Raw genomic sequence first — 22,268 nt, forward strand, 5'->3', positions numbered from 1 at the left:
TCCGGCCGGCGAGAACCGCGCCGAGACCCTCCCGCGTCCCTCACACCGCGTCGGCCAGCAGCAGTGAGTGGATCCGGTCGGGCGCTCCGGGACGGGCGTAGTACCACCCCTGTGCCGTGTCGCAGCCCAGGTTCCGCAGCTGCTCCGCCTGGGCCCCGGTCTCCACTCCCTCCACCGTGACCGCGAGGTCCAGGCTGTGGGCCAGCGAGACGATCCCCTCGACGATCTTCATATCGACCGGGTCCACCGGATGCTGCTGCATTCCCCGGGTGAAGGAGCGGTCCAGCTTGAGCACGCTCACCGGGAGCCGGCGCAGGTTGGCCAGGTTCGAGTACCCGGTACCGAAGTCGTCGAGCGCTATGTCGACGCCCATCTCGGACAGTTGCCGCAGCGGCTTGAGCAGATCGTCGTCCGCACCGATGAGCGCGGACTCGGTGACCTCGAGGCACAGCGCCCCGGGGTCGAGCCCCGACCGCTCCAGTACGTCGACGGTCTCGGCGACCAGCCTCGGGTGGTGCAGCTGCGTCGGCGACAGGTTGACGTTGATCCGCAGCGGACCGCCGTCGCTGTGCCGCTCCTGCCAGAAATTGGCCTGGCGCACGGATTCCTCCAGCACCCAGCGGCCGAGCGGCACGATCAGCCCGGTGTGCTCGGCGAGCGGGATGAACCGGTCGGGACCCAGCACCCCGTGCTGCGGGTGGCACCAGCGCACCAGCGCCTCCGCACCGTGCACCGAGCCGTCGCCCAGGTGCACCAGGGGCTGGTACTCGATGAAGAACTCACCGCGCTCCAGGGCCGCCGGCAGGGCGGTGGTCAACCCGTGCCGGGTGATGGCACGGGCGTCCGCCTCGGCGTCGGCGAGCTCGAAGCGGTTGCCGCCCGCCGACTTGGCCCGGTACATCGTGATGTCGGCGCTGCGCAGCACCTCGGCGGCGCTGCGTTCACCGGCGGGCCCTTCGACGACCCCGATGGAGCCGCGGACGGTCAGCTCACGGCCTTCGAGGCGGATCGGGGTGCTGAGCACGCCGAGGATCCGGCAGGCCAGCTCGTCGACCTCCGTCCGGGTGTCGGGGCCCGTGGTCAGGGCCACGAACTCGTCGCCGCCGAGCCGTGCCACCATCTCGCCGGGCGCGGTCGCACAGCTCTGCAGCCGGTCGGCGACCTCGACCAGCAGCCGGTCGCCCGAGGCATGACCGAGGCTGTCGTTGATGGCCTTGAAGCCGTCGAGGTCGAGGTAGCACAGGCCGAAGCGGCTGCCGTCGTCGGTTGAGAGCGCCTTTTCCAGCCGCTCGAAGAACAGCGTCCGGTTGGGCAGGCCGGTGAGCGCGTCGTGGGTGGCCTCGTACCGCAGCCGCAGGTTGAGCAGCCGACGCTCCGTGGTGTCCTCCAACAGCGCCAGTTGGTACTCCGGTCTGCCCTCGGCATCGCGCAGCAGCGACACCGTCAGATTGGTCCACAGGACCGTGCCGTCGTTGCGGTAGTACGGCTTCTCCACCCGGTAGTGCTCGCGTTCGCCGCGGACCAGCTCGTTGTAGTACTTCCAGACCTGCGGCGAGTCCTCCGGGTGGACCCACTCGTTGACCTTGTGGCTGCGCACATGGTGCTCCAGCCCGCCGAACATCCGGGTCAGGGTGTCGTTGACCTCCAGGACATTGCCGTCCAGGTCGGCGATCCCGATGCCGACGGCCGCGTCCTTGAAGACGGCGCGGAAGCGTGCCTCCGTGGCGTGCAGGGCCTGCTCGGCATTGGAGCGGGCGGTGAGTGCCGAGCGGGCGATGGCCTCCTGTTCGGCGAGGGTCCGCTCGCGCAGCGCCTGGGTGAAGCCGGCCGCGAGGGCGTGCTGCATCCGGGCGCAGCGGGCTCTGCTGTCCTCGGTCGACAGCAGAGCCTCGCCGTTGCCGCCGCAGTAGAGCACGAGGTACGAGTCGACCACGCCGAGCGTGCTGCTGAGCGCGTCCGGATCCGTGCAGTGCGCGCCGACGAGGGCGGCGCCCACCTCGCTCGCGGGAGCCGCGTCGAAGGGCCGTGCGTGCAGGATGCCGCTGAGCGCGCGGGCCAGCGGCAGCAGATGCTGTTCGAACTCCGGGCGCGTCATGGAGGTGGCCGTCGACGGGAAGATGGCCCGGCTCCAGATCGTGGCGAATCTCCGGAGCCGGTCCTCGGGGCCGTCGGGCTCCGCGTCGGACGCTCCGGACGACTGGGCGGGAATGCTCACGCCTTGCGTCCCACTCCCGCGAAGCCCGAGAAGGCGAATGGGTCCTCGTGCTCCGGTGCCAGAGGGGTGTCGGGGCGCCAGTTCGGCATCGACACGAGTCCGGGCTCGACCATTTCGTACCCCTCGAAGAACCGGCTGATCTCGTCGCGCGAACGCATGATCAGAGGGTTGCGGATGTTCTTGTAGACGCCGACCGCGCCGCCCGCCTCCTCCTGGGTGACCGGAATCCCCTCGTACGAGGCGTGGGTGATGACGATGAGGCTGCCGGGGGCCAGTGCCTCGCGCAGTTCGGTGAGCGCGCTCTGCGGGTCGTCGGAGTCCTCGACGAAGTGCAGTACGGCGACGAGCAGCAGAGCCACCGGGCGCTTCAGGTCCAGCAGTTCGGAGATCTCCGGGCTCTTCACGATCTCCCGCGGGCGGCGCAGATCCGCGGCGGCGATCACCGCCCGGTCGTTTCCTTCGAGTACGGCCTGGCTGTGCGCGACCGCGACGGGGTCGTGATCGACATATGCCACCCGGGCCTCGGGGTCGGCCGCCTGCGCGACTTCGTGCACATTGCCGAAACTGGGTATTCCGGAGCCGATGTCCAGGAACTGGGTGATGCCCTCGCTCACCGCATAACGCACGGCCCTGCGCATAAAGGCGCGATTCGCCTGCATGATCTTGGGGAGTCCCGGCAGGAACTCCATCGCCTTGCGAGCCGCTTCCCGGTCCACCTCGAAATTGTGCGATCCGCCCAGATAGAAGTCGTACATGCGGGACACGCTCGGCACAGTGATGTCAATGCCTTGCGGTGCCCAGGCGGGACGCTCCATCGATGTCTCCAACAAGTCGCCACGGCGATCCGGCCATGTTCATGGTCAGTGTCGTCCAGAGGCTACTGATCGACCGCCAGGAGAGCGAGCGGAAACGGAAATTAGCCGTCCGTTATTGGTCACACACCAGTGGCATGTGCGATCGGTCTGTCGCTACGTGTGACATTCGGCGACGAACCGGCCGCACAGAGGCACTTCGGGATACTCGGGGGGCGCCCGCAGTTCGACGTTGGGGGCACCCGCAGTTCGACGTCGGGGGCACCACGTATCATGTGCCGCCGACGTCTTGGCCGTTGGCACCCTCCCCGACTTCACCCCGCCCATGAAGGTATGGACCTGACAGCAGTGGATGGCTTGCTGTTCAAGTCCGCCGGACCGATTGAAAGCGGCAAATCCCTTGGTGGTGACGCCTTTGACGTCATTCATCGCCAATGGGCGACGACTGAGCACTTGCATCGGCGGGAACCCGTGCGGGCCGGATTCATCGACTGCGCGACATCCTTCTTGAAGCGACAGACCGTCCTGCCGCGCTTGTCGACGACAATGGCTCCGAGTTCCGGATCCTTCGCTGCCGAATGCCCTGCTATAAGGGCCGTCCCGTAATCCGCGGTGGATCGGCGCACGGCGTCGGATGCGGCGCATCGCAAGGCGAAGGAATGTCCGCATACTGGATGTATGTGGACGTTCCGACAACGCGGCGAGGTGCCGTAGCCGTCGTCGCGCACGCCGGGGATTACGGGACAGCCCTCAGTTCACCGGGTTCGGTGCCGGCGGCCCCTCGGCGTTCACCGCGGCCTTCCGTTCGTCCGACGCGGACATGAACCGGCTGTCGCTCACCCGCTGCCCCTGGACATCGCCGACCCGGCGCCGCGCCGCGCCCCCCTCGCCCCGACCGCACGCCACCATGAACGCGAGGAGGACCTCCGGCGCCCTCATGCGCGAGACATTCCACCAGCGGTACGCGACAACTCCCCTTCGTCCAGGCCCGATTGCGATGCGCAGTCGCTCATCCACGGCCCCGGGCAAGGCTGGTGCTCCGCTTGGTTCAACGCGTTCCCAGAATTTCCCTGAGCCGCAAACATCCGGCGCTCCATGTCCCCACCATCAGGGGAATCCGGTCCGCCCCCGGCGTGTGCCGCGGCGGGCCGGAACATGCTCCCCGTCGTGTACGGATCACTCATAGGACGGCTCGCGGCGGCCGTCGCACTCCTCTGGCTGCTGACCGCCCCGGCACCCGCCGTGGCGGACAACTGTGCGTACGCCTCCATCGGGGAGGACGGCGGGAGTTCGGCGGTCGCCGTATCGGGCGACGGCCACTGTCACGCGGGCCCCGTGCCCGAGCCGACCCCACCACCCAGACCGGCGCCCCCACCGCCGCCCCCACCCTCACCGCCACCGCCACCGCCACCGCCACCGCCAACCCACGCACCGCCTCCGGAACCGAAGCCTGCGCCACCGCCCCCTCCGCCCTCACGCTCACCCTCGCCTTCACCCTCGCCCTCGCCCTCCGTACGCTCCACTCCTCCCGCGCCCCGGCCCGTGGCGCTCCCCACCTACCGCAAGCCGCCACGCAAGGTCCCGCGCCGCGGCACCTCCCTGGTCACCCTCACCCTCATGATCACGGCCCCTGCGGTGTTCGCCGTCGCCGTGCTGCGTCCCCGCTCCCGATGACCTTCGGAGAAAACATGTCGGAATGGCTTGTTCTCGCCCTCGCCATGATTGCGGCCAGCGCCGTCGTCCTGACCATCGCCGTACTCAGCAACCGCCGGCTCGCGGACGACGACGACCCGTCCGAGACGCCTGACGTCATCGAGTACATGACGATGATGATCGGCGTGGTCTACGCGATCGTGCTGGGCCTCGCCATCGCGGGCGTCTGGGAGGGCCGCAGCGCGGCCCAGGAGTACGTACGCATGGAGGCCCAGGCCCTGCACGAGGTGAAGGCCCGCTCCGCCGTCTACCCGGCCGAGGTGCGTACGCGCATCCGCACCGATGTCGACGCCTACGTCCGTCACGTCCTCCACGACGAGTGGCGGTCCATGTCGGACCACGGCACCCTCACCGACGAGGGGGCCCGGCTCCTCGACCGGGTACGTGCCGACGTCACCGACTACCGGCCGGGGAACGACCACGAGGGGCAGGCATATCAGCCACTGGTCGACGAGGTCGCCGCGGTCGACGACGCCCGCAGCGGACGCGGCCAGAGCGCCGGTGCGACCATGCCGGGCGTGGTCTGGTTCGGACTGATCGTCGGGGCACTGGTGACCATCGGGCTGATCTTCACGCTGCAGATCCGCAGAACCTTCCGCGAACTGCTGCTGGCCGGCCTCTTCAGCGTCCTGATCGCCTTTCTGCTCTTCCTGATCTGGGACTTCGACTCCCCCTTCGGCCGGGGTATCTCGGCCACCTCGGCACCGTTCCTCGATCTGTTCCCCGGGGCGGCAGGCGGATAGCCGTCCGCCGAAAGCAGAAATACGGGCAATGCGCCGCTCGGGCGAAACCGGTGCCCCGAGCGGCGCACCCGGATCGACGGAGAAATATGCGACTTCTAGCGTTTGGCCCGTCGAGGTGCATTTCTGACGCTCTGTGGAAATCCGTTCCGCAACTGCTCCTCGGGGACCGGAGGATTCACCCATGCACGCAATAGGTGCCGCACCCGTCGCCCTGCTCGGCGCCGCCGCACTCGTCCCGACCGCCGCAGCCGCATCCGCGTACGCCGCGACGTCGACAGGCGCGTCCTCCGCGACCGGATACACCGTCACTCCGTCGGTGATCGCGCCGGGGAGCCAGGTCGTCCTGGCCGCCCGGGGGTGCTCCACAACCGCCACGGCCGGCTCCGGAGTGTTCGACACGGTCACCATCCCCAGAGGCAAAACCGCCGCGGCCACCATCGACCGGGACGCACGGCCCGGCGCCGCCTACGAGGTGACGTTCATCTGCAACACGTCACCGGACTCCACGGCGAGGGTCGGTCTCAGGGTCGGCCCGGCCCCCGGCGTGCCCACCACCGGCGCTCCGGTCGCTCCGGCCGGTGTGCAGGGCCCACCCGGTGACGGCGTCGCCAGGATGAACGCCTCGAAGGTCGCCGCCGGAACGGCGGTGGCGGTGGTCGCCGCCACCGCCGCCATCCATGTGGTGCGCCTGCGCAGGGAGAGCCGCCCGCACTGAGAGCGGGGCAGTGCGGCCCGATACGCCCGTCGCCCCGGGTCCTGTCGACAGGATCCGGGGCGACGGGCGTGCCGGATCGGCGCCGGCGCAGAACGGCGCGGACTTCTCACCGGGCCCTCCACGGCCGGCCACCGCGACCGAGTCCCCCGAAGCACCCGCGGGAGACGGCCCCCGCGACGCCGCGGCCGGCGATTCCGCCCGCCGACCGCGCGCTCACCGGCGCTGCGGCACCGTGATCCGGTAGCCGTCGGCGAGCAGTTCGGGCAGGTACCGCCGCAGCGCGGTCACGCTCTGCGAACGATTGCCTCCCGCGTCGTGCGACAGCACGACGACGCCGGGTGCCGCCCCTTCCCGGACCCTGCGGACGATCGTGCCGACACCCGGTTCGGTCCAGTCCAGCGTGTCGACGGTCCACGCCATCGGTTCCATCCCCAGCTCGGCGCCGATCTCGAAGGAGTTCCGGTTCCACACCGCGTACGGCGCCCGGAACCAGAGCGGCGCACCACCGGTGATCTTCTCGATCACCTCGCTGGTGCGGCCGATCTCGTCGCGGATGCCGGCCCGCGAGAGCTCGGTGACCAGGGGATGCGTCCAGGTGTGGTTGCCGATGGTGTGACCGTCGGCGGCGATCGCCCGCACCAGGTCCTGGTGGTCGTGGGCCATCTCCCCACAGAGGAAGAACATCGCTCGGACATCGTGTTCGCGCAGCGTGGCGAGGATGTGCGGGGTGTAGAGCGGATCCGGGCCGTCGTCGAAGGTGAGCACCATGGCGTGCCCGATCTCGGGCAGCTTCTCGAAGGGCCTGGTGCGGACGGGGGGCGCCGCGGGCCGGAAGCGGGGCGGGGCGCCCGCGGTCATCGGCCGGAGCCGGTAGGCGGAGGGGCGTGCACGGGGGGCGGACCGGGGTCCCGCGGCGCCCGCGACGGGTGCGGAGGTCGGGGACGGTGCTCCGGCCGGGTCTGCGGCGATCACACGCACGGCACCGGCCGTGCCGAGTCCGGCAGCCAGCCTCAGCAGCATTCTGCGCCCCGGCAGCCTCTGATCATTTTTCATGACTAACTGCTCGCACGTCGGTGAGCGCGCCCCGGACAACGACACCGGCCGTGTGGGGTTTTGTACCCAATGGAGGGACCGGCTCCGGAGCAACCGGCAGCCCCTTCCCGGGTCGCGCGGCATGCGGGGCCGGGGCCGGCTCCGGGAGCGGATAGCCTCACTGCCGTGACTGACCAGCAGCCCCACCAGTTCGAACGTGGCACAGACGGCCCGAAAGTGATCGTCTCCGGCCTCGACGGGTCCGATTCGTCCATGCGTGCCGCGGCGTACGCGGCGGGACTCGCCCGTCGGCAGGGAGCCGTGCTCGCCCTCGTCTACGTCCAGCCCGTGCTGCCCGCCGGGGCCGCGCTCGGCGCACCGGTCGCCGACACGACCGGAGAGGTCGCGGAGGGGCTGGTGAACGAGATCCGGGAAGCGACGGCGCGGATGAAGGACATATGGGATGTGCGCTGGGAGTTCCACACCTTCCGCGGTGATCCCTACAACGGGCTCGTGACGGCGGCGGACGAGCTCAAGGCCGATGCCGTCGTGGTGGGAGCGTCGGAATCGGCCGGGCACCGCTTCATCGGATCGGTGGCCATCCGGCTGGTGAAGGCGGGCCGTTGGCCCGTCACGGTAGTCCCGTAACCGTCGCGGAACCCACACCTCCGCCGGACGGCACGCCGTCTTTCGTCCCTCCTCCGTCTGGGCCATCATGAGCGCCCGTCAGGGACAGCCGTCAGCGAAGAGGTGACTCATGGCCAGGCTCCGGGTGGGCGAGGGTGTACTGCGCCGCAAACCGATCGAACAGATCGACGAGACGAGGCCGACGGGGGATGTCACCACTCGGCTCACCAGATCGCTCGGGCTGTGGCAGCTCACGGCGATCGGCGTGGGCGGCATCATCGGCGCGGGCATCTTCACCCTCGCCGGCACGGTGGCGAACGGCACCGCGGGACCCGCGGTCCTGCTCTCCTTCCTGATCGCGGGTGTGGCGAGCGCGGCGGCCGCGTTCAGTTACGCGGAGTTCGCGGGCCTGATCCCCAAGGCCGGTTCCGCCTACACCTACGGATACGCGGTGCTCGGCGAGCTGGTGGGCTGGTTCATCGGCTGGGACCTGCTGCTGGAGTACACCGCGATCGTCGCCGTGGTCGCGATCGGCATCTCGGGCTACTTCGGCTTTCTGCTCGGGGAGATGGGGCTCGAACTGCCGAAGTGGATGCTGGGCGCGCCGGGCACCGGGCCGGGCCATCGGGTCGACCTGTTCGCCGCACTGCTCTGCCTGCTCGTGGCGTACCTCCTGACCCTCGGCATCAAGAACGCCGCCCGCTTCGAAACGGTCGTCGTCGTTCTGAAGGTTCTGGTCGTCCTGCTGGTCATCGGCGTCGGCGTGTTCCACATCAACACCGCCAACTACCACCCGTTCTTCCCGTTCGGCGTGGGCGGTGCCTTCACCGGCGCGGCCACGGTGTTCTTCGCGGTGTTCGGGTACGACGCCATGTCGACGGCCGCCGAGGAGTCCAAGGACGCCCAGCGCCACATGCCCAAGGCGATCCTGTACTCCCTCGCCATCTCGATGGTGCTCTATGTGGCGGCGTGCCTGGTGCTCACGGGGATGCAGAGCTACCAGCACATCGACCCGGAATCCGGGTTCTCCACGGCCTTCAAGTCGGTCGGGCTCAGCGGACTCGCCAATGTGATCGCGGTGGGCGCCATCATCGGCATCCTCACCGTGATGTTCACCTTCATGCTCGGCGTGACCCGGGTGTGGTTCTCGATGAGCCGCGACGGGCTGCTGCCCAAGTGGTTCGCCAAGACCCATCCGACCCGGCACGTACCGACCCGGGTGACCTGGATCGTCGGCGCGGCTTCGGCCGTGATCGCCGGGATCCTGCCGATCGGCGAGGCCGCCGAGCTGACGAACATCGGCATTCTGCTGGCGTTCGTGGTGGTGTGCATCGCGGTGATCGTGCTGCGCTACAAGCGGCCCGAGCTCCCCCGTACGTTCCGCACCCCCGGCATGCCGTTCGTGCCGGCCCTCGGCGTGGTGTTCTCGGTCTGGCTGATCACCTTCCTGCAGTGGCAGACGTGGGTGCGCTTCGTGGTGTGGTTCCTGATCGGCCTGGTGATCTACTTCGGCTATTCGTACCGGAAGTCCGAGATGGCGAGGACACCGGAGGCGGGAACAGGCACGGGAACGGGTTGATCCGTCGCCCCGTGCTCCTTCGCCGCTCCGCCGAGGGGACGGGGCGATGGGCCGCCCGGCGTCCTGCGAAGCCGCCGACACCCGCACCGACACCGCGCCGACCACCGTGCGCAACATCGGGCCGCCCACCGTCCGACCGTTCACCGCACCATTCGCCGCACTGTGCGACCGCTCGTCGCACGGAGCCGCCCATCGACTGTTCCTCGGAGCCCCGATGCGTTCGTATACGCCAATCGGCAGCGAAACGGCAGGGGCCACCACGGGGAAGGGCGTTCACGATGACCACCACGACGACCGATGAGCGGGCCCTCGCGGATGTCCAGCGGGAACACGGCCCCGCCCTGTTCCACTTTCTGCTCGGGCTGACCTTCGGCGACCGGCAGCGGGCCGAGGATCTGCTCCAGGAGACGCTGGTGCGGGCCTGGCAGCATCCGGAGGCCTTCGACGCTCCGTACGACTCGATGCGGCCCTGGCTCTTCACCGTCGCGCGGCGCCTGGCGATCGATGCGCGCCGGTCGAGGCAGGCCCGGCCCACCGAGGTGGGCGACGTCGTGCTGGAGACCGCCGCGGGCGAGGAGGACGCCACCGAGTCCACGGTCTCGGCCCTCGACGTGCGCGACGCGGTGCGCACCCTCAGTCCGGAACACCGTGCCGTCCTCGTCCAGATATATTTCCGCGGCCTCAGCGTGGGCGAGACGGCCCGGGTCCTGGGTGTTCCTGCGGGCACCGTCAAGTCCCGGTCCTACTACGCGCTGCGGCAGCTCTCCCGCAACCTGCCGGGCTACTCCAGCAGGTCGTCCACGCTCAGCAGCGCGAGCAGCGACGCGGCCTCCGCGACCTCCACGTAGTCGGCGGCGCAGCGGTCGCACGACTGCAGATGACGGGAGACCGTACGGGTCTCGTCGGCCGTGAGCGCATCGAGGACGTAGGCGCCGAGCAACTGCGGCACGTGCGGGCCCTCCCCGGGATCGGCGGTCATCGCATCCTCGTGTCGTGGACGGGTCCGGTCGTGACGGATCCTGTCTTTCTGGCCACGCGGGGCGCGCTCCCCCGGTTCAATGCTCCGTGAAGCCCGGTGCCGAGAAGAGAAAGAGGCGAGACGGGATGCGCCCGGAACGTCAGGATGGAACCAGTGGGGGCGGGCTGCTGGTCCCGATGGCCTGGATGTACGCCGAGTACATGGCGGATGAGCTGCTGCGGACCGGCGATCTGATGGAGCCGTCCACGCTGGAGTACCGCGCGGGTCGCGATGCGCTCGCCCTCACCATCTTCCTCTCCGACGACGGTGCGGCCGACGCCCTGCCCGCGGCCCGGATGGACGAGCTGCGGCTGCTGACCGCGTACGGGGCGGCCTGGCGCGGCTGGGTCTGTGAGCGGCTCGACGCGCCGGAGGAGCCCGCCGGGCCCGGGGCCGGCAATGCGGACCCCGATCTGGCGCTGGCCCGCGCGGCCTGGCGGTGGCTGGAGGAGACCGAACTGCTGGCGGCCGACCTCGACGCGATCGGTCCGCCGCCGTGGGAACCCGTGGGCGACGAGCCGGACGCGGACGAGTCGGCCCAGGTGTGGACGCCCGCCTGGCAACTGGGGCTGCCGCTGGGGCATCTGGCGATCCATCTGCACTGAACGCCTCCTCACCCGGTGATCAGGAACCGTGCACCCCCGCACGGTACTTGGGCAGCCGAACCGTGATCCTCATCCCTGCCCCGAGGCCCGTCTCGATGACGAGTCCGTAGTCGTCCCCGTACACCTGACGCAGTCTTTCGTCGACGTTCAGAAGGCCGATCCCGGTGGAGTGGCCGCCCTCGCCGCGCAGGATGTGCCGCAGGCGTTCCGGGTCCATTCCCGCGCCGTCGTCCTCGATGACGACTTCGGCCTCGGACCCGGCGTCGAGTGCGCTGATGGTGATCCGGATGGGGGTCTCCCCCGCTCGGCCGGAGGCGAGGGGCCGGGGAGGGCTGACCGCTCCTTCGAGGCCGTGCTTGACCGCGTTCTCGACCAGGGGCTGGAGACAGAGGAAGGGCAGGGCGACGGGCAGCACCTCGGGGGCGACCTGGAGGGTGACCGCGAGCCGTTCGCCGAAGCGGGCCCTCACCAGTGCCAAGTACTGGTCGATGGAGTGCAGTTCGTCGGCGAGGGTGGTGAAGTCGCCGTGCCTGCGGAACGAGTAGCGCGTGAAGTCGGCGAACTCCAGCAGGAGTTCGCGGGCCCGCTCGGGGTCGGTCCGGACGAACGAGGCGATGGCGGCGAGCGAGTTGAAGATGAAGTGCGGGGAGATCTGGGCCCGCAGCGCCCTGATCTCGGCCTCGATGAGCTGGGTGCGGGAGCGGTCGAGCTCGGCCAGTTCCAGCTGTACGCAGACCCAGCGGGCCACCTCCCCGGCCGCTCTCGCCAGCACCGCGGATTCGCGTGGTGCGTAGGCGATGAGTGTGCCGAGCACCCGGTGGTCGACGGTGAGCGGTACGGCGACGGCCCAGCGCAGCGGGCAGTCCAGGTCGTCGCAATCACTGTGGAATGCGGTGTCCCGGCCGCTGGCGAGGAGGCCGCGCACCTGGTCCATGACGTGCCGGCCGTGGTGTTCGCCCTCCCCGTCCCAGACCAGCACCCGGTCGCGGTCGGTGAGGCAGAGGGCGTCGGTGCCGAGCAGGGAGCGGAGCCTGCGGGCGGATTTGCGGGCGCTCTCCTCGGTGAGTCCGGCACGCAGGGGCGGCGCGGCGAGCGAGGCCGTGTGCAGGGTCTCGAAGGTGGCGTGCTCGACGGGGGTTCCGACGTCGCTGGTGCGGACGGGGCGGGCGGTGCGGCGGCCGAGCAGGAAGCCCGCGCCCAGCAGCAGGAGGACGAGCACGGCGTATCCGGCCCCGGTCATCGGTGTCTCCCGGAGGTCAGCGCTTCCGGCAGGTGGAAGCGGGTCATGGCGGCGTTGGTGCCGGGAGGTATGCGGCCGGGTGTGGCGAGGGAGACCAGGACCATGGCGAGGAAGCCGACCGGCACCGACCAGACGGCGGGCCAGGCGAGCAGGGCGTGCGGCCAGCCCGGCGGGCGTACGGCGCCGCTGACCGTGATGGCGACGGACAGGAACGCGGAGCCGCCGCCGAGGAGCAGTCCGGCGATCGCTCCGGGCGGGGTGAGCCGCCGCCACCAGATGCCGAGGACCAGGAGCGGGCAGAAGGAGGACGCGGAGACGGCGAACGCCATGACCACCGAGTCGGCCACCGGCACCCGGCTGACCATCAGCGATCCGGCCAGCGGCACGCATACGGCGAGAACGGTGGCCAGCCGGAAGTGACGTACCCCACGCGAGGGAAGCACGTCCTGGGTGATGACCCCGGCGACGGCCATCGTGAGGCCGGAGGCTGTCGACAGGAACGCCGCGAAGGCACCGCCCGCGATGAGCGCGCCGAGCAGATCGCCGCCGAGGCCGCCGATGACCCGCTCGGGCAGCAGCAGCACCGCGGCGTCCGCGTCCCCGCCGTGGATCAGTTCGGGGGCGTACAGCCTGCCCAGGGCGCCGTAGACCGGTGGCAGCAGATAGAACACGCCGACGAGCGCGAGGACGGCGACCGTGGTGCGGCGGGCGTCGCGGCCGTTGGGGCTGGTGTAGAAGCGCACGACGACGTGCGGCAGCCCCATGGTGCCGAGGAACGTCGCGACGATCAGCCCGTAGGTGGCGTACAGGGGATGGTCGGCGCGGAAGACGGAGAGCTGCTCGTCGAACGTGACCCGGGGCTGCCCGTCTCCCTGCCAGGCGAGCACGAGGAAGATCGCGGGGACGAGGAGTGCGGTGAGTTTCAGCCAGTACTGGAAGACCTGTACGAAGGTGATGGAGCGCATGCCGCCCGCGGCGACGGCGAGGACGACCACGGACGCCACGAGCACGTCGCCGAGCCAGCCGGGCGCGCCGGTCAGGATCTTGAGCGTCAGTCCCGCGCCCTGGAGCTGCGGTACGAGGTACAGCCAGCCCGCCGCCACGACGAAGACGCTCACCAGTCGGCGCACCTGTCGCGACTCCAGCCGCCCCTCGGCGAAGTCGGGCAGGGTGTAGGCCCCCGAGCGGCGCAGCGGCGCGGCGACGAAGACCAGCAGTACGAGATAGCCCGCGGTGTATCCGACCGGGTACCAGAGCATGTCCGGGCCGTGCACGAGCACCAGGCCGGCGATGCCGAGGAAGGAGGCGGCGGAGAGGTATTCGCCGCTGATCGCCGCGGCGTTGAGCCGGGGCCGCACGGTGCGCGAGGCGACGTAGAAGTCGGAGGTGGTGCGGGAGATGCGCAGCCCGAAACCGCCGACGAGGACGGTCGCGGCCACGACCACGGCGACGGCCGCCACCGCGTACGTGCGGCTCACTGTGCGGAGCGGCCTTCCACGAGCCTGGCGAAGTCGCGTTCGTTGCGCTCGGCACGCCGCACGTACCACCAGGCGGTCAGGGTCAGCGGTGGATAGGCGGCGAATCCGAGGACCGCCCAGACGAGCGCGGCGCTGTGCAGGGCCTCGAAGACCAGCGGCAGCGTACCGACGACCACGGCGAGGACGGTGAAGGCGGTGAGTCCGGCGCGCAACTGGCCGCGCATCAGTGAACGTACGTACGCGCCGCCGAGCGCGGTCTGCTCGTCGATCTCCGACTGGGTGCGGTAGCGGGGCAGCGGCCGGACCCGCCGGGGCTCCCCCGTCACCACTTCGCGCCGGGGCGCAGGCTCTGCGGACATGGGCTCGGAGTGTACGCAGCACCGGACCCCGGTGGGAAGAGCCTGCGAGCCGGGGTAGGTCCTGGTCAGCGGCCGGTCTGACGCATCAGCAGATCGCGCAGCGCCCGGGTGTGGCGACGGCTCACGGCGAGTTCCGCGGTGCCGATGCGCACGCTCATGCTGCCCGCGTCGAGGCGGAGTTCGTCGATCCGGCCCAGCGCGACGAGATGGCGGCGGTGGATGCGTACGAATCCGCGCGCGCGCCAGCGCTCCTCCAGCGTGGTGAGGGGGACCCGGACGAGGTGGCTGCCGCTGTCGGTGTGCAGCCGGGCGTAGTCGCCCTGGGCCTCGGCGTAGGCGATGTCGTCGATCGGGATGAACCGGATCACGCCGCCGAGCTCCACCGGTATCTGGTCGTTGGCGGTGTCGAGCACGGGTGCGGAGCGGCCGCCGACCTGTTCGGCGACCCGGCGGACCGCCTCGGCGAGGCGTTCGCGGCGTACCGGCTTGAGGACGTAGTCGACGGCCTTGAGGTCGAAGGCGTGGACGGCGAAGCCCTCGTGCGCGGTGACGAAGACGATCAGAGGGGGCGCGGCGAATCCGGCCAGCAACTGGGCGACGTCGAGGCCGGTGAGCCCGGCCATGTGGATGTCGAGGAAGACCACGTCGATCGCGGACGGGTCCTCGGGTCCCGCCTCGACGGCGCTGCCGATCCGGCGCAGCGCCTCGGTGGCCCCGGTGGCGCCCTCTGCGCTGCGGATGCGGGGATCGGCGCGCAGGAGGTAGAGGAGTTCCTCCAGGGCGGGTTCTTCGTCGTCGACGGCGAGTACGCGCAGCATGGGGCGGAGTTTAGGACGTGCCGGGGGGTATGGGACCTCGCGATCCACCGCTTCTTTCCGTACGGATGCGGTGCATCGCAAGACGGAGGGACATCCGCATACTGGATGTATGCGGATGTTTTCGACAACGCGGCGAGGTGCCGTAGTTGTCGTCGCGCGCCCGCCAGAGGTTACGGGACAGCCGTTAGCGTGTCCGGATGTCGTCTGTGAACCTGCGTCATTCAGTCCGCGCGATCGTCCTCGACGAGGACAAGCGAATCCTCCTCTGCCGGTTCGCCTTTCCGGAGCCGGCAGGAACAGTGGTGTGGGCGACTCCCGGCGGAGGAATCGAGCCGGGCGAGACACCGCTTGCGGCGCTGAGCCGCGAACTGCGGGAAGAGGTCGGCCTTGCCGTCCCGACCGATCCTCCGCACGTCTGGCACCAGGAAGTCGCGGCCCCCGGGTATGCCGAGGGCTACGACGGCGTCATCAACGACTACTTCCTCGTACGCACTGTCGCATTCACGCCGCGCGGAACCCTGTCCGACGACCGGCTCGCCGCGGAGAACATCAGCGGTATGAAATGGTGGCACCCGCACGAGATCGCTTCCTATGACGGTGCCGACCTGTTCTCCCCACGCGACCTCGCGACTCCCTTGACGGCGTTGATCACCGCTGGTGTTCCGGCTGTGCCGATCCGGCTCGGCCTATGAATCAGACGCTCCGTTGTCCGTGACCGACCGGCGCATCACACGCTCCTCGCGCCGGGGCGACACGACAACGCGGCGAGGTGCCGTAGCTGTCGTCGCGTGCCCGCCGCGGATCACGGGACAGCCCTCAGACCGACCGGCAAATGGGGGCGGCGTCGCGGGGCCGGGCACGCACATCCGCGGCGTTGTCGTCGGTCAACAACGCTCCGCGTTGCCTCCCTCCTCCGCCTTGCAGACGCACGCACCCAGCCCCGCTCCTTCTCCCACCCCCCATGTGCCGGTCGGTCTTACTTGAGCAGTCTGGACAGGCGGCGGTCGGCCAGTCTCCTGCCTCCGGTCTGGCAGGTCGGGCAGTACTGCAACGAGGAGTCGCTGAACGAGACCTCGCGCACGGTGTCCCCGCAGACGGGACAGTCCAGGAACTTCCCGTGCCGGGCGATGTCCGTGACCGTGCCGCCGTGCAGTGCGGTGAGCGGTGGGTCGTACGTCTTGAGGGCGCTCACGTCGAGCGGCAGGACCCGGTCGATCACCCTGCCGACCAGGTGGTCGTCGAGGAAGACCCGCAGGGCTTCGACTTCCGGCAGTTCGGGCATGGTTCCAGACTGCCGGAATCATGGGCCGGACGCCTGTCAGATGCCGTACACGTGCTCCGCCGTGGTGGCGAGGACGAGGCGCCGCTCGGCCTCGGTGAGGGCGCCGATCAGAGTGCGTGCCGTGTCGACGACCTCCTCGTACGTCGCGGCGAGCCGGCACACCGGCCAGTCCGAGCCGAACATCGTCCGGCCCGGCCCGAAGGCGTCCAGGACGGTGTCGGCGTACGGGCGCAGGTCGTTCACGGTCCAGGAGCGCACATCGGCCTCGGTGACCAGGCCGGAGAGCTTGCACACGGTGTTGGGCCGGGCGGCGAGCGCTCGCAGGTCGTCGGCCCAGGGACGCAGTTCACCGGCCGCCACGGGCGGCTTGCCGGCATGGTCGAGCACGAAGGTCAGCTCGGGCAGCAGAGCGGCGGCCTCGACGGTGGCGGGCAGCTGGTGGGCCTGGACGACGAGGTCGTAGACGAGCCCCGCGTCGGCGACGGCGCGCAGTCCGCGCCGGACGTCGTGGCGCAGCAGCCACTTGGGGTCGGGTTCGCCCTGGACCTGGTGGCGGATGCCGACGAGCCGGTCGCCCCCGGGAAGTTCGCGCAGGGCGGCGAGGGTGTCCGCTACGTCCGGTGCCGTGAGGTCGCACCAGCCGACGACGCCCGCGACCAGGTCGCTGTCATGGGCGAGGGCGAGGAATTCGGGGGTCTCCCCGGGCACGGTGACGGTCTGGACGAGGACGGTGGCGTACACCCCCGCGGCGCGGGCCTCGGGCTCCAGTTCGGCGAGGGTGAAGCTGCGCCGGATCGGGGCGAGTTCGTCGCCGGTGATCCATTCCTGGTCGCGCACCGACAGGTCCCAGACATGATGATGGGCGTCGACGATCCGTTCCTGACCGGTCATGTCACAGCTCCCAGGCGACCGGCAGCCCGGCTTCGGCACCGTCCGACGAGTAGTCGTGCGCCACGTCGAGGAGCTCGGCCATCCTGGCCTGCCAGGCGACGTTGACGGGGAGTTTCTCCAGCTCGGCGAGGAGTGCGGCGTAGTCCTCGCAGTCGATGACGTGGAAGAGATCGGTGCCGCTGCGCCAGATCGTCCAGGAGGTGGCGCCCGCCGCCCGGATCGCGGCGGTCAGCTCGGCGGGGACCTCGCGGTGGGCGGCCTCGTACTCCTCGACGCGGTCGGCACGGACCTTGGTGTGCAGGGCGATCCTCATGTCAGTGTCCGTCCTCGGTCAGCAGGCCCTCGGCGCGCAGGTCGTCCCAGAGTTCGTCCGGGATCTCCTGGCGGAGCAGGGCGGCGGCGTCGCGCACCTCGTCCGGGGAACGGGTGCCGACGAGCACTCCGGCGACGGCCGGGTGTGCGAGCGGGTAGTGGAGCGCGGCGGCCCGCAGTGGGACGCCGTGGCCCTCGGTGACGGCCTTCATGCGCAGGGCCCGGTCCAGCAGGGTGAGGGGTGCGGCCGTGTAGTCGTACGTGGCACCGGGGCGCGGGTCGGCGAGCAGCCCGGAGTTGAAGACGCCGCCGACGACGACGCTGCGACCGCGGGCGGCCGCCTCGGGCAGCAGTTCGGTCAGGGCGGACTGGTCGAGGAGCGTGTAGCGGCCCGCGCAGAGCACGACGTCGACGTCGGTGTCGCGCAGGAAGCGGGTGAGCATCGCGGTCTGGTTCATTCCGGCGCCGATGGCGCCGACGACACCTTGTGCGCGCAGTTCCTCCAGTTGCGGATAGGCCTCGTTGAACGCGGTCTCCGCGTGGTCGTCCGGGTCGTGCAGATACGCGATGTCGATCCGGTCGAGGCCCAGCCGCTCCAGACTGTCCTCGATGCTGCGGCGCACGCCGTCCGCGCTGAAGTCCCAGCGGCGGCGGTGGGTGGCCCGTACGGCGAAGCCCTCGGAGAGCCCGTCGGACACGTTCTCCGGGGCGCCGTCGGCGGGCAGCGGGTCGAGCACCCGTCCCACCTTGGTGGACAGCACGTAGGAGTCGCGGGGCCTGCCGCGCAGGGCCTCGCCGAGCCGTCGCTCGGAGAGTCCGAGTCCGTAGTGCGGCGCGGTGTCGAAGTAGCGGATGCCCTCGTCCCACGCGGCGTCGACGGCGGCCGCGGCCTGCGCGGGGTCGACGGCGCTGAAGAGGTTGCCGATGGCGGCCGCCCCGAAGGACAGTTCGGTGACGTCGACCGTGCTGCTTCCCAGTCTGTTGCGCCGCATGCTTCCGCCGCCCTCCCCGATGATCGCTTCCTGCACAGAGCGAATATTCATCGGATCACTTGGGCGCGTCAACACCTCGGACATCATGAGCTGCGGCTTTTTCTCGGAAATCTGTCCGACCTATGGCCGATCGAGGACAGCCCGTCAGGGGGGCGGCAGCAGCGTGAGCAGGTGCGCCACCTCGTCGTGGGCACAGCCCGCAAGCCGGTCCAGATCGGGCAGCGCCTTGCCGTCGGCCACCAGTCCGACCTGCACCCGGCCGCCGTACGTGGACAGGGCGACGGCCAGGGACTGACCGCGCGCCAGCGGCGCCATCGGATAGACGGCGCGCAGCGGACAGCCGCCGAGCGAGAGGGCCGAGCGCGGCAGGGGCACGCTGGTGACCAGGACGTCGAAGAGCATCCTGGCCGCGTTCCCGGCGATCGGCGCGCCGAACCGATGGGCCAGTGAGGGCAACTGATCAGCGAGCACGGCGACCGCGCCGGCGCCGCGGAAGGGGCCCGCGGCCTTGTTCCGGTCCATGGCGGTGCGGACGGTTCGGAGCCGTTTCCAGGGATCGGGCTCGGAGACGGGGAGTCCGAGCAGATACGCGGAGAGCTTGTTCCCGGTCGCGGCGGGCTGGCCCGGCCGCCGACGGGAGACCGGCACCAGGGCGCGCGGGTCCTCGGGAGGCAGCGCTTCGCCGCGCTCCAGCATCCAGCGGCGCAGCGCCCCGGCCACGACCGCGAGCAGGACGTCGTTGGTCGTCCCCCCGGCGGCCCGCCGGATGCGCTGTACGGCGGCGAGATCCAGATCCGCGGTGGCCAGCCGCCGGGTACCGCTGGAGCTCGCGGTGAGTGCGGGCGCTCCGCGCAGATCCAGTCGGCTCGCCCTGACCATGGAGGCGCCGACCCCGAACGCCCGCCCGAGATCCTCGATCCGGCCCAGCGCGAGACCGGCCACCTGACGGGGGCCGGGCATCCAGGAGCGGGGCGGGACCGCGCGCGACCGACGGGGGGAGACGGCACCGCGGGCTCGGCCGGCCAGCGGGGCGATCTCGTCGAAGATCCCGGCGCCGATGGCGACGGCGCGCATCCCGTCGGCGAGCGCGTGGTGGAGCTTGACGAGTACGGCGAAGGGCCCGTCGTCCGCGCCCTCGACCAGATACATCTGCCAGGGAGGCAGGCCCCGTTCGAGCGGCCGCTCCATCAGCTCGCCGGCGAGCCGGGTGGCGCCGGCCATGAATCCGTCGTCGTCCCGCGACTCCACGCCGGTCAGGCGTACCCGCTCGATGTGCCGGCGCACATCGAAGTCCTTGTCCACGAACCAGGCCGCGCCACCGACCGGCAGCAGCACGTCCCTGACGCGCATCCGCAGCCGGGGAATCGCGGCGGCGCGGCTGCCCAGCAGTTCCGAGACGTTCGCGCCGCGCGCCGGGCCGGGAGCCGGGGCGAACACGGCGAGCGCGCCGAGATGCATCGGGTGGGCATCGGATTCGAGGTGCCAGAAGGCCAGATCGAGGGGTGCCAGTAGCTCAGTGCCCAACGGATCCTCATGTCATCGAAAGAGGGACTGCCGGAGTCGCAGTCAATCGCTTGCGATCGGTTACGGTCAAGCACAGACATGTTACTTTCTGTTAATGTCGGGTAATGCTCGGCGCTGTCGTCATGCACGTTCCGGAATGACGAATTCACACCAGACGCTCTTGCCGCTGCCGCGCGATTCCACGCCCCAGAGGTCCGCCAGCCGGTCCACCAGCATCAGCCCCCGTCCGGACACCCCGGCCTCGCCCGCGTCCCGGCGCCGGGGCAGCGCGCTGGAGCGGTCCTCGACATCGATCCGCAGGCGGCGCTCGGGCCCGGTCAGCACCCGGATCGTGACGATGGCGCCGCCGTCGGTGTGCATCAGCGCATTGGTGATCAGCTCGTCGGCGGCCAGCTCGACCTCGTCGGCCCGCGCCTTGGCGCCCCAGGCGCGTACGGCCGCCCTGATCATGTGCCGTGCGGAGCTCAGCGCCTCCGGGTCGCCCTGGGCGACATGCTGCTGGAGACGGCCGCCCGGCTGGGGCGCGTGAGCGGCCTTGCGGCCCAGCAGCAGGACCGCCACATCGTCCTCCCCGCCGCGCTCGTCGACCTCTTCGCAGAGCTTGTCGGCCAGCTTCTGCAGATCGTGCGGGCCGTCGCGCACCATGGACGTGAGCAGTTGCATGCCCTCGTCGAGGTCGGCGCCGGGCAGCTCCACCAGACCGTCGGTGAACAGCACCAACGCCTGACCGGGGTCCAGCTCGACGGTGCTGACCGGGTATTCGAGCCGTCCGAACTCGGCGGAGAGGCCCAGCGGCAGCCCGCCCTCCGCAGGCAGTCTGCGGCAGCTGCCGTCGGTGTCGCGCATCAGCGGATCGACGTGGCCGGCCCGGACCAGCTGCACCACTCCGGTCGTCAGGTCGACCTCGGCGTAGGTGCAGGTCGCGAAGCGGTCGGTGTCCAGCTCATGGAGGAAGACGGAGGCCCTGGCCACCACCGTGGCGGGGCTGTGCCCCTCGGCGGCGTACGCGCGCAGCACGATACGGAGCTGCCCCATGACGGCCGCGGCGTGCGTGTCATGGCCCTGAACGTCCCCGATGACGGCCCCGACCCGGCCGCCGGGCAGTGGGATGACGTCGTACCAGTCGCCTCCGATGTCCCGGCCCAGCCGGGCCGATCGGTACCGCACGGCGACCTGCGCGCCGGGCACCTCGGGAATCCGGCGCGGCAGCATGGCCTGCTGGAGACCTTCGGCGAGATCGTGCTCCTGCTCGTACAGCATGGCCCGCTGCAGGCTCTGGGCGATGGAGCTGCCGAGCGCGACCAGGAGATTGCGCTCGTCACCGGTGAAGCCGCCCTTGTCGCTGTAGAGCAGTCCGATCGCGCCGATGGGCCTGGCCTGGGCGATCAGTGGCAGATAGGCGGCGGACGTGATGCCGAGGTGGCTGATGTGGGGCCAGAGGATGGGGTACGAGGTGGCGAAATCCGTGGCGGACTCGATGAAGCGGGGCATGAGCGTTCGGACCACTTCGCTCATCGGGTACGGCTCGTCCGTCCGGGTGTAGCGGGTGCCGGGGACGAACGAGCCCTCCGGGCCGTCCGCCACGAGATGGATGCGCCCGGACTCGATCAGCCCCACGACCAGGCTGGTCGCGCCGAGATGCGCCAGGCCCTGAGAGTTCTTCAGCACCTCGATGACGTCCCGGACCGTCCGGGCGTGGGCCAGTGCGGCCGTGGTGCCCTCCACCAGGCTGGTGCGGCGCCGCCGCTCCGCGTCCAGTTCGCGGCGGGCGGTCGAGTCGGCGAGCTCCTGGGTGGCGTCGCGGACGATGCCGATGATGCGAACGGGCCGGCCGGTACCGTCGCGCCGGACGAAGGCCTGGGTGTACGTCCAGCGCAGCGTGCCGTCGCGCCTCAGGATCCTGAAGTACGCGCCGTAGTTGCGCTGCCCGCTCTTGAGTGCCTGCGCGACCATGGCGTCGAGTCGCACACCCTCGTCCGGCGGCACCCGCGGGCCGAGCGACTCCGGTCGGCCGTCGTACTCCTCGGCCCGCAGATCGAACACGTCGAGTGCGGGCCGGTCCATGTGCATGAGGCCACTGTCGAGATCCCAGTCGAAGCTGCCCATACGGTTCAGGGCGAGACTGAGATCCGGGTGGGCGGGCCAGTCGTCCGGGAGTGACAGGGCACCCGCTACCCGATCATCCATGTGGGCAACTTTGCCATTATTTGTCCGATTCTTCGAGCGAACCCGAGGCCCCCGGAGGGAATCCCGTGCCGCTCGTCCGGTCGGACGCCGGACGCCCGCCGGGCACCGTGCGGCAGCCCACCGGGG

Annotated in this window: 23 protein-coding genes; 8 read left to right on the forward strand and 15 right to left on the reverse strand. The window is 70.5% G+C overall.

The window, feature by feature from the left end; all coding sequences use genetic code 11:
- Positions 1-40 precede the first annotated feature (40 nt).
- The 3 genes from ACIQCZ_RS34830 to ACIQCZ_RS34840 form a co-directional block, all read right to left on the reverse strand.
- Positions 41-2,215, reverse strand: coding sequence for a putative bifunctional diguanylate cyclase/phosphodiesterase (locus ACIQCZ_RS34830; protein WP_402288677.1), 2,175 nt, complete (start codon positions 2,213-2,215; stop codon positions 41-43).
- Positions 2,212-3,030, reverse strand: a complete 819-nt coding sequence (locus tag ACIQCZ_RS34835; protein ID WP_402288679.1) for an SAM-dependent methyltransferase — start codon at positions 3,028-3,030, stop codon at positions 2,212-2,214. Before ACIQCZ_RS34835 ends, ACIQCZ_RS34830 begins: the two co-directional genes overlap by 4 nt.
- 747 nt (positions 3,031-3,777) lie before the next feature.
- Positions 3,778-3,966: a hypothetical protein gene (locus ACIQCZ_RS34840; protein WP_402288680.1), complete on the reverse strand. Its 189-nt coding sequence runs from the start codon at positions 3,964-3,966 to the stop codon at positions 3,778-3,780.
- A 603-nt stretch (positions 3,967-4,569) separates the two neighbouring features.
- Here ACIQCZ_RS34840 and ACIQCZ_RS34845 point away from each other — a divergent pair.
- From ACIQCZ_RS34845 to ACIQCZ_RS34855, 3 genes are all read left to right on the forward strand, one after another.
- Complete coding sequence (locus ACIQCZ_RS34845; protein WP_351084420.1) at positions 4,570-4,701, forward strand: hypothetical protein; 132 nt, start codon at positions 4,570-4,572, stop codon at positions 4,699-4,701.
- 14 nt (positions 4,702-4,715) lie between these two features.
- Complete coding sequence (locus tag ACIQCZ_RS34850) at positions 4,716-5,483, forward strand: hypothetical protein (protein WP_402288682.1); 768 nt, start codon at positions 4,716-4,718, stop codon at positions 5,481-5,483.
- A gap of 181 nt (positions 5,484-5,664) precedes the next feature.
- The gene (locus ACIQCZ_RS34855; protein WP_402288685.1) at positions 5,665-6,198 is read left to right on the forward strand and encodes a hypothetical protein; all 534 of its coding nucleotides are present in this window, start codon (positions 5,665-5,667) and stop codon (positions 6,196-6,198) included.
- 213 nt (positions 6,199-6,411) lie between these two features.
- On the opposite strand, the gene ACIQCZ_RS34860 is transcribed toward ACIQCZ_RS34855, so the two are convergent.
- A complete protein-coding gene (locus tag ACIQCZ_RS34860) occupies positions 6,412-7,251 on the reverse strand; it encodes a polysaccharide deacetylase family protein (protein ID WP_402288687.1) in 840 nt (279 codons plus the stop codon).
- A gap of 165 nt (positions 7,252-7,416) precedes the next feature.
- Here ACIQCZ_RS34860 and ACIQCZ_RS34865 point away from each other — a divergent pair, with 165 nt between their 5' ends.
- The 3 genes from ACIQCZ_RS34865 to ACIQCZ_RS34875 all read left to right on the forward strand — a co-directional run bounded on the left by ACIQCZ_RS34865 (position 7,417) and on the right by ACIQCZ_RS34875 (position 10,284).
- On the forward strand, positions 7,417-7,878 hold the full coding sequence (locus ACIQCZ_RS34865; protein ID WP_402288689.1) for a universal stress protein: 462 nt from the start codon (positions 7,417-7,419) through the stop codon (positions 7,876-7,878).
- 109 nt (positions 7,879-7,987) lie between these two features.
- Positions 7,988-9,436 (forward strand): amino acid permease, encoded by a 1,449-nt coding sequence (locus ACIQCZ_RS34870; protein WP_402288692.1) that lies wholly within the window; start codon positions 7,988-7,990, stop codon positions 9,434-9,436.
- Between the two features lie 278 nt (positions 9,437-9,714).
- Entirely contained in the window at positions 9,715-10,284 is a 570-nt protein-coding gene (locus ACIQCZ_RS34875) for a sigma-70 family RNA polymerase sigma factor (RefSeq protein WP_402288694.1), read from the forward strand.
- Here the strand turns inward: ACIQCZ_RS34875 and ACIQCZ_RS34880 are convergent.
- Positions 10,218-10,415 carry a zf-HC2 domain-containing protein gene (locus tag ACIQCZ_RS34880; RefSeq protein WP_402288697.1) on the reverse strand — a complete coding sequence of 66 codons (198 nt, stop codon included), beginning with the start codon at positions 10,413-10,415 and terminating at the stop codon, positions 10,218-10,220. The two genes, ACIQCZ_RS34875 and ACIQCZ_RS34880, sit on opposite strands and share 67 nt — an antisense overlap.
- 125 nt (positions 10,416-10,540) lie before the next feature.
- On the opposite strand from ACIQCZ_RS34880, the gene ACIQCZ_RS34885 reads away from it, so the two are divergent.
- A complete protein-coding gene (locus tag ACIQCZ_RS34885) occupies positions 10,541-11,059 on the forward strand; it encodes a hypothetical protein (protein ID WP_402288699.1) in 519 nt (172 codons plus the stop codon).
- A gap of 19 nt (positions 11,060-11,078) precedes the next feature.
- Here ACIQCZ_RS34885 and ACIQCZ_RS34890 read toward each other — a convergent pair whose 3' ends face one another.
- From ACIQCZ_RS34890 to ACIQCZ_RS34905, 4 genes are all read right to left on the reverse strand, one after another.
- Positions 11,079-12,299, reverse strand: coding sequence for a sensor histidine kinase (locus tag ACIQCZ_RS34890; RefSeq protein ID WP_402288702.1), 1,221 nt, complete (start codon positions 12,297-12,299; stop codon positions 11,079-11,081).
- Positions 12,296-13,777: a cation acetate symporter gene (locus ACIQCZ_RS34895; protein ID WP_376270831.1), complete on the reverse strand. Its 1,482-nt coding sequence runs from the start codon at positions 13,775-13,777 to the stop codon at positions 12,296-12,298. Before ACIQCZ_RS34895 ends, ACIQCZ_RS34890 begins: the two co-directional genes overlap by 4 nt.
- Positions 13,774-14,136, reverse strand: coding sequence for a hypothetical protein (locus tag ACIQCZ_RS34900; RefSeq protein ID WP_361444668.1), 363 nt, complete (start codon positions 14,134-14,136; stop codon positions 13,774-13,776). The genes ACIQCZ_RS34895 and ACIQCZ_RS34900 overlap by 4 nt, the downstream gene beginning before the upstream one ends.
- A 65-nt stretch (positions 14,137-14,201) precedes the next feature.
- Positions 14,202-14,954, reverse strand: coding sequence for a LytR/AlgR family response regulator transcription factor (locus ACIQCZ_RS34905; protein ID WP_402288706.1), 753 nt, complete (start codon positions 14,952-14,954; stop codon positions 14,202-14,204).
- A 197-nt stretch (positions 14,955-15,151) separates the two neighbouring features.
- Between ACIQCZ_RS34905 and ACIQCZ_RS34910 the strand changes: the two genes are divergently transcribed.
- On the forward strand, positions 15,152-15,646 hold the full coding sequence (locus tag ACIQCZ_RS34910; protein ID WP_402288708.1) for an NUDIX hydrolase: 495 nt from the start codon (positions 15,152-15,154) through the stop codon (positions 15,644-15,646).
- Positions 15,647-15,930: 284 nt separating this feature from the next.
- Here ACIQCZ_RS34910 and ACIQCZ_RS34915 read toward each other — a convergent pair whose 3' ends face one another.
- From ACIQCZ_RS34915 to ACIQCZ_RS34940, 6 genes are all read right to left on the reverse strand, one after another.
- Positions 15,931-16,236 carry a DNA-formamidopyrimidine glycosylase family protein gene (locus ACIQCZ_RS34915; RefSeq protein WP_402288710.1) on the reverse strand — a complete coding sequence of 102 codons (306 nt, stop codon included), beginning with the start codon at positions 16,234-16,236 and terminating at the stop codon, positions 15,931-15,933.
- Positions 16,237-16,272: 36 nt separating this feature from the next.
- A complete protein-coding gene (locus tag ACIQCZ_RS34920) occupies positions 16,273-17,127 on the reverse strand; it encodes an amidohydrolase family protein (protein ID WP_402288713.1) in 855 nt (284 codons plus the stop codon).
- A gap of 1 nt (position 17,128) precedes the next feature.
- Positions 17,129-17,440 carry an L-rhamnose mutarotase gene (locus ACIQCZ_RS34925; RefSeq protein ID WP_376209492.1) on the reverse strand — a complete coding sequence of 104 codons (312 nt, stop codon included), beginning with the start codon at positions 17,438-17,440 and terminating at the stop codon, positions 17,129-17,131.
- 1 nt (position 17,441) lies between these two features.
- Positions 17,442-18,431: an aldo/keto reductase gene (locus ACIQCZ_RS34930; RefSeq protein WP_402288716.1), complete on the reverse strand. Its 990-nt coding sequence runs from the start codon at positions 18,429-18,431 to the stop codon at positions 17,442-17,444.
- A gap of 144 nt (positions 18,432-18,575) precedes the next feature.
- The gene (locus ACIQCZ_RS34935) at positions 18,576-19,955 is read right to left on the reverse strand and encodes a wax ester/triacylglycerol synthase family O-acyltransferase (RefSeq protein ID WP_402288719.1); all 1,380 of its coding nucleotides are present in this window, start codon (positions 19,953-19,955) and stop codon (positions 18,576-18,578) included.
- A 120-nt stretch (positions 19,956-20,075) separates the two neighbouring features.
- Entirely contained in the window at positions 20,076-22,142 is a 2,067-nt protein-coding gene (locus tag ACIQCZ_RS34940) for a SpoIIE family protein phosphatase (RefSeq protein ID WP_402288721.1), read from the reverse strand.
- Positions 22,143-22,268 lie beyond the last annotated feature (126 nt).

Origin of the sequence: Streptomyces sp. NPDC093149, assembly GCF_044754145.1 — a bacterium.
Classification (GTDB): Bacteria; Actinomycetota; Actinomycetes; order Streptomycetales; family Streptomycetaceae; genus Streptomyces.

What these genes read in the sequence shown, in the direction of transcription:
- ACIQCZ_RS34940 (WP_402288721.1), bottom strand. Translation starts at nt 22,142, where the DNA reads ATGGATGATCGGGTAGCGGGTGCCCTGTCACTCCCGGACGACTGGCCC.
- ACIQCZ_RS34920 (WP_402288713.1), bottom strand. Translation starts at nt 17,127, where the DNA reads ATGACCGGTCAGGAACGGATCGTCGACGCCCATCATCATGTCTGGGAC.
- ACIQCZ_RS34930 (WP_402288716.1), bottom strand. Translation starts at nt 18,431, where the DNA reads ATGCGGCGCAACAGACTGGGAAGCAGCACGGTCGACGTCACCGAACTG.
- ACIQCZ_RS34910 (WP_402288708.1), top strand. Translation starts at nt 15,152, where the DNA reads ATGTCGTCTGTGAACCTGCGTCATTCAGTCCGCGCGATCGTCCTCGAC.
- ACIQCZ_RS34915 (WP_402288710.1), bottom strand. Translation starts at nt 16,236, where the DNA reads ATGCCCGAACTGCCGGAAGTCGAAGCCCTGCGGGTCTTCCTCGACGAC.
- ACIQCZ_RS34840 (WP_402288680.1), bottom strand. Translation starts at nt 3,966, where the DNA reads ATGAGGGCGCCGGAGGTCCTCCTCGCGTTCATGGTGGCGTGCGGTCGG.
- ACIQCZ_RS34925 (WP_376209492.1), bottom strand. Translation starts at nt 17,440, where the DNA reads ATGAGGATCGCCCTGCACACCAAGGTCCGTGCCGACCGCGTCGAGGAG.
- ACIQCZ_RS34870 (WP_402288692.1), top strand. Translation starts at nt 7,988, where the DNA reads ATGGCCAGGCTCCGGGTGGGCGAGGGTGTACTGCGCCGCAAACCGATC.
- ACIQCZ_RS34850 (WP_402288682.1), top strand. Translation starts at nt 4,716, where the DNA reads ATGTCGGAATGGCTTGTTCTCGCCCTCGCCATGATTGCGGCCAGCGCC.
- ACIQCZ_RS34880 (WP_402288697.1), bottom strand. Translation starts at nt 10,415, where the DNA reads ATGACCGCCGATCCCGGGGAGGGCCCGCACGTGCCGCAGTTGCTCGGC.
- ACIQCZ_RS34905 (WP_402288706.1), bottom strand. Translation starts at nt 14,954, where the DNA reads ATGCTGCGCGTACTCGCCGTCGACGACGAAGAACCCGCCCTGGAGGAA.
- ACIQCZ_RS34860 (WP_402288687.1), bottom strand. Translation starts at nt 7,251, where the DNA reads ATGAAAAATGATCAGAGGCTGCCGGGGCGCAGAATGCTGCTGAGGCTG.
- ACIQCZ_RS34855 (WP_402288685.1), top strand. Translation starts at nt 5,665, where the DNA reads ATGCACGCAATAGGTGCCGCACCCGTCGCCCTGCTCGGCGCCGCCGCA.
- ACIQCZ_RS34885 (WP_402288699.1), top strand. Translation starts at nt 10,541, where the DNA reads ATGCGCCCGGAACGTCAGGATGGAACCAGTGGGGGCGGGCTGCTGGTC.
- ACIQCZ_RS34890 (WP_402288702.1), bottom strand. Translation starts at nt 12,299, where the DNA reads ATGACCGGGGCCGGATACGCCGTGCTCGTCCTCCTGCTGCTGGGCGCG.
- ACIQCZ_RS34875 (WP_402288694.1), top strand. Translation starts at nt 9,715, where the DNA reads ATGACCACCACGACGACCGATGAGCGGGCCCTCGCGGATGTCCAGCGG.
- ACIQCZ_RS34900 (WP_361444668.1), bottom strand. Translation starts at nt 14,136, where the DNA reads ATGTCCGCAGAGCCTGCGCCCCGGCGCGAAGTGGTGACGGGGGAGCCC.
- ACIQCZ_RS34835 (WP_402288679.1), bottom strand. Translation starts at nt 3,030, where the DNA reads ATGGAGCGTCCCGCCTGGGCACCGCAAGGCATTGACATCACTGTGCCG.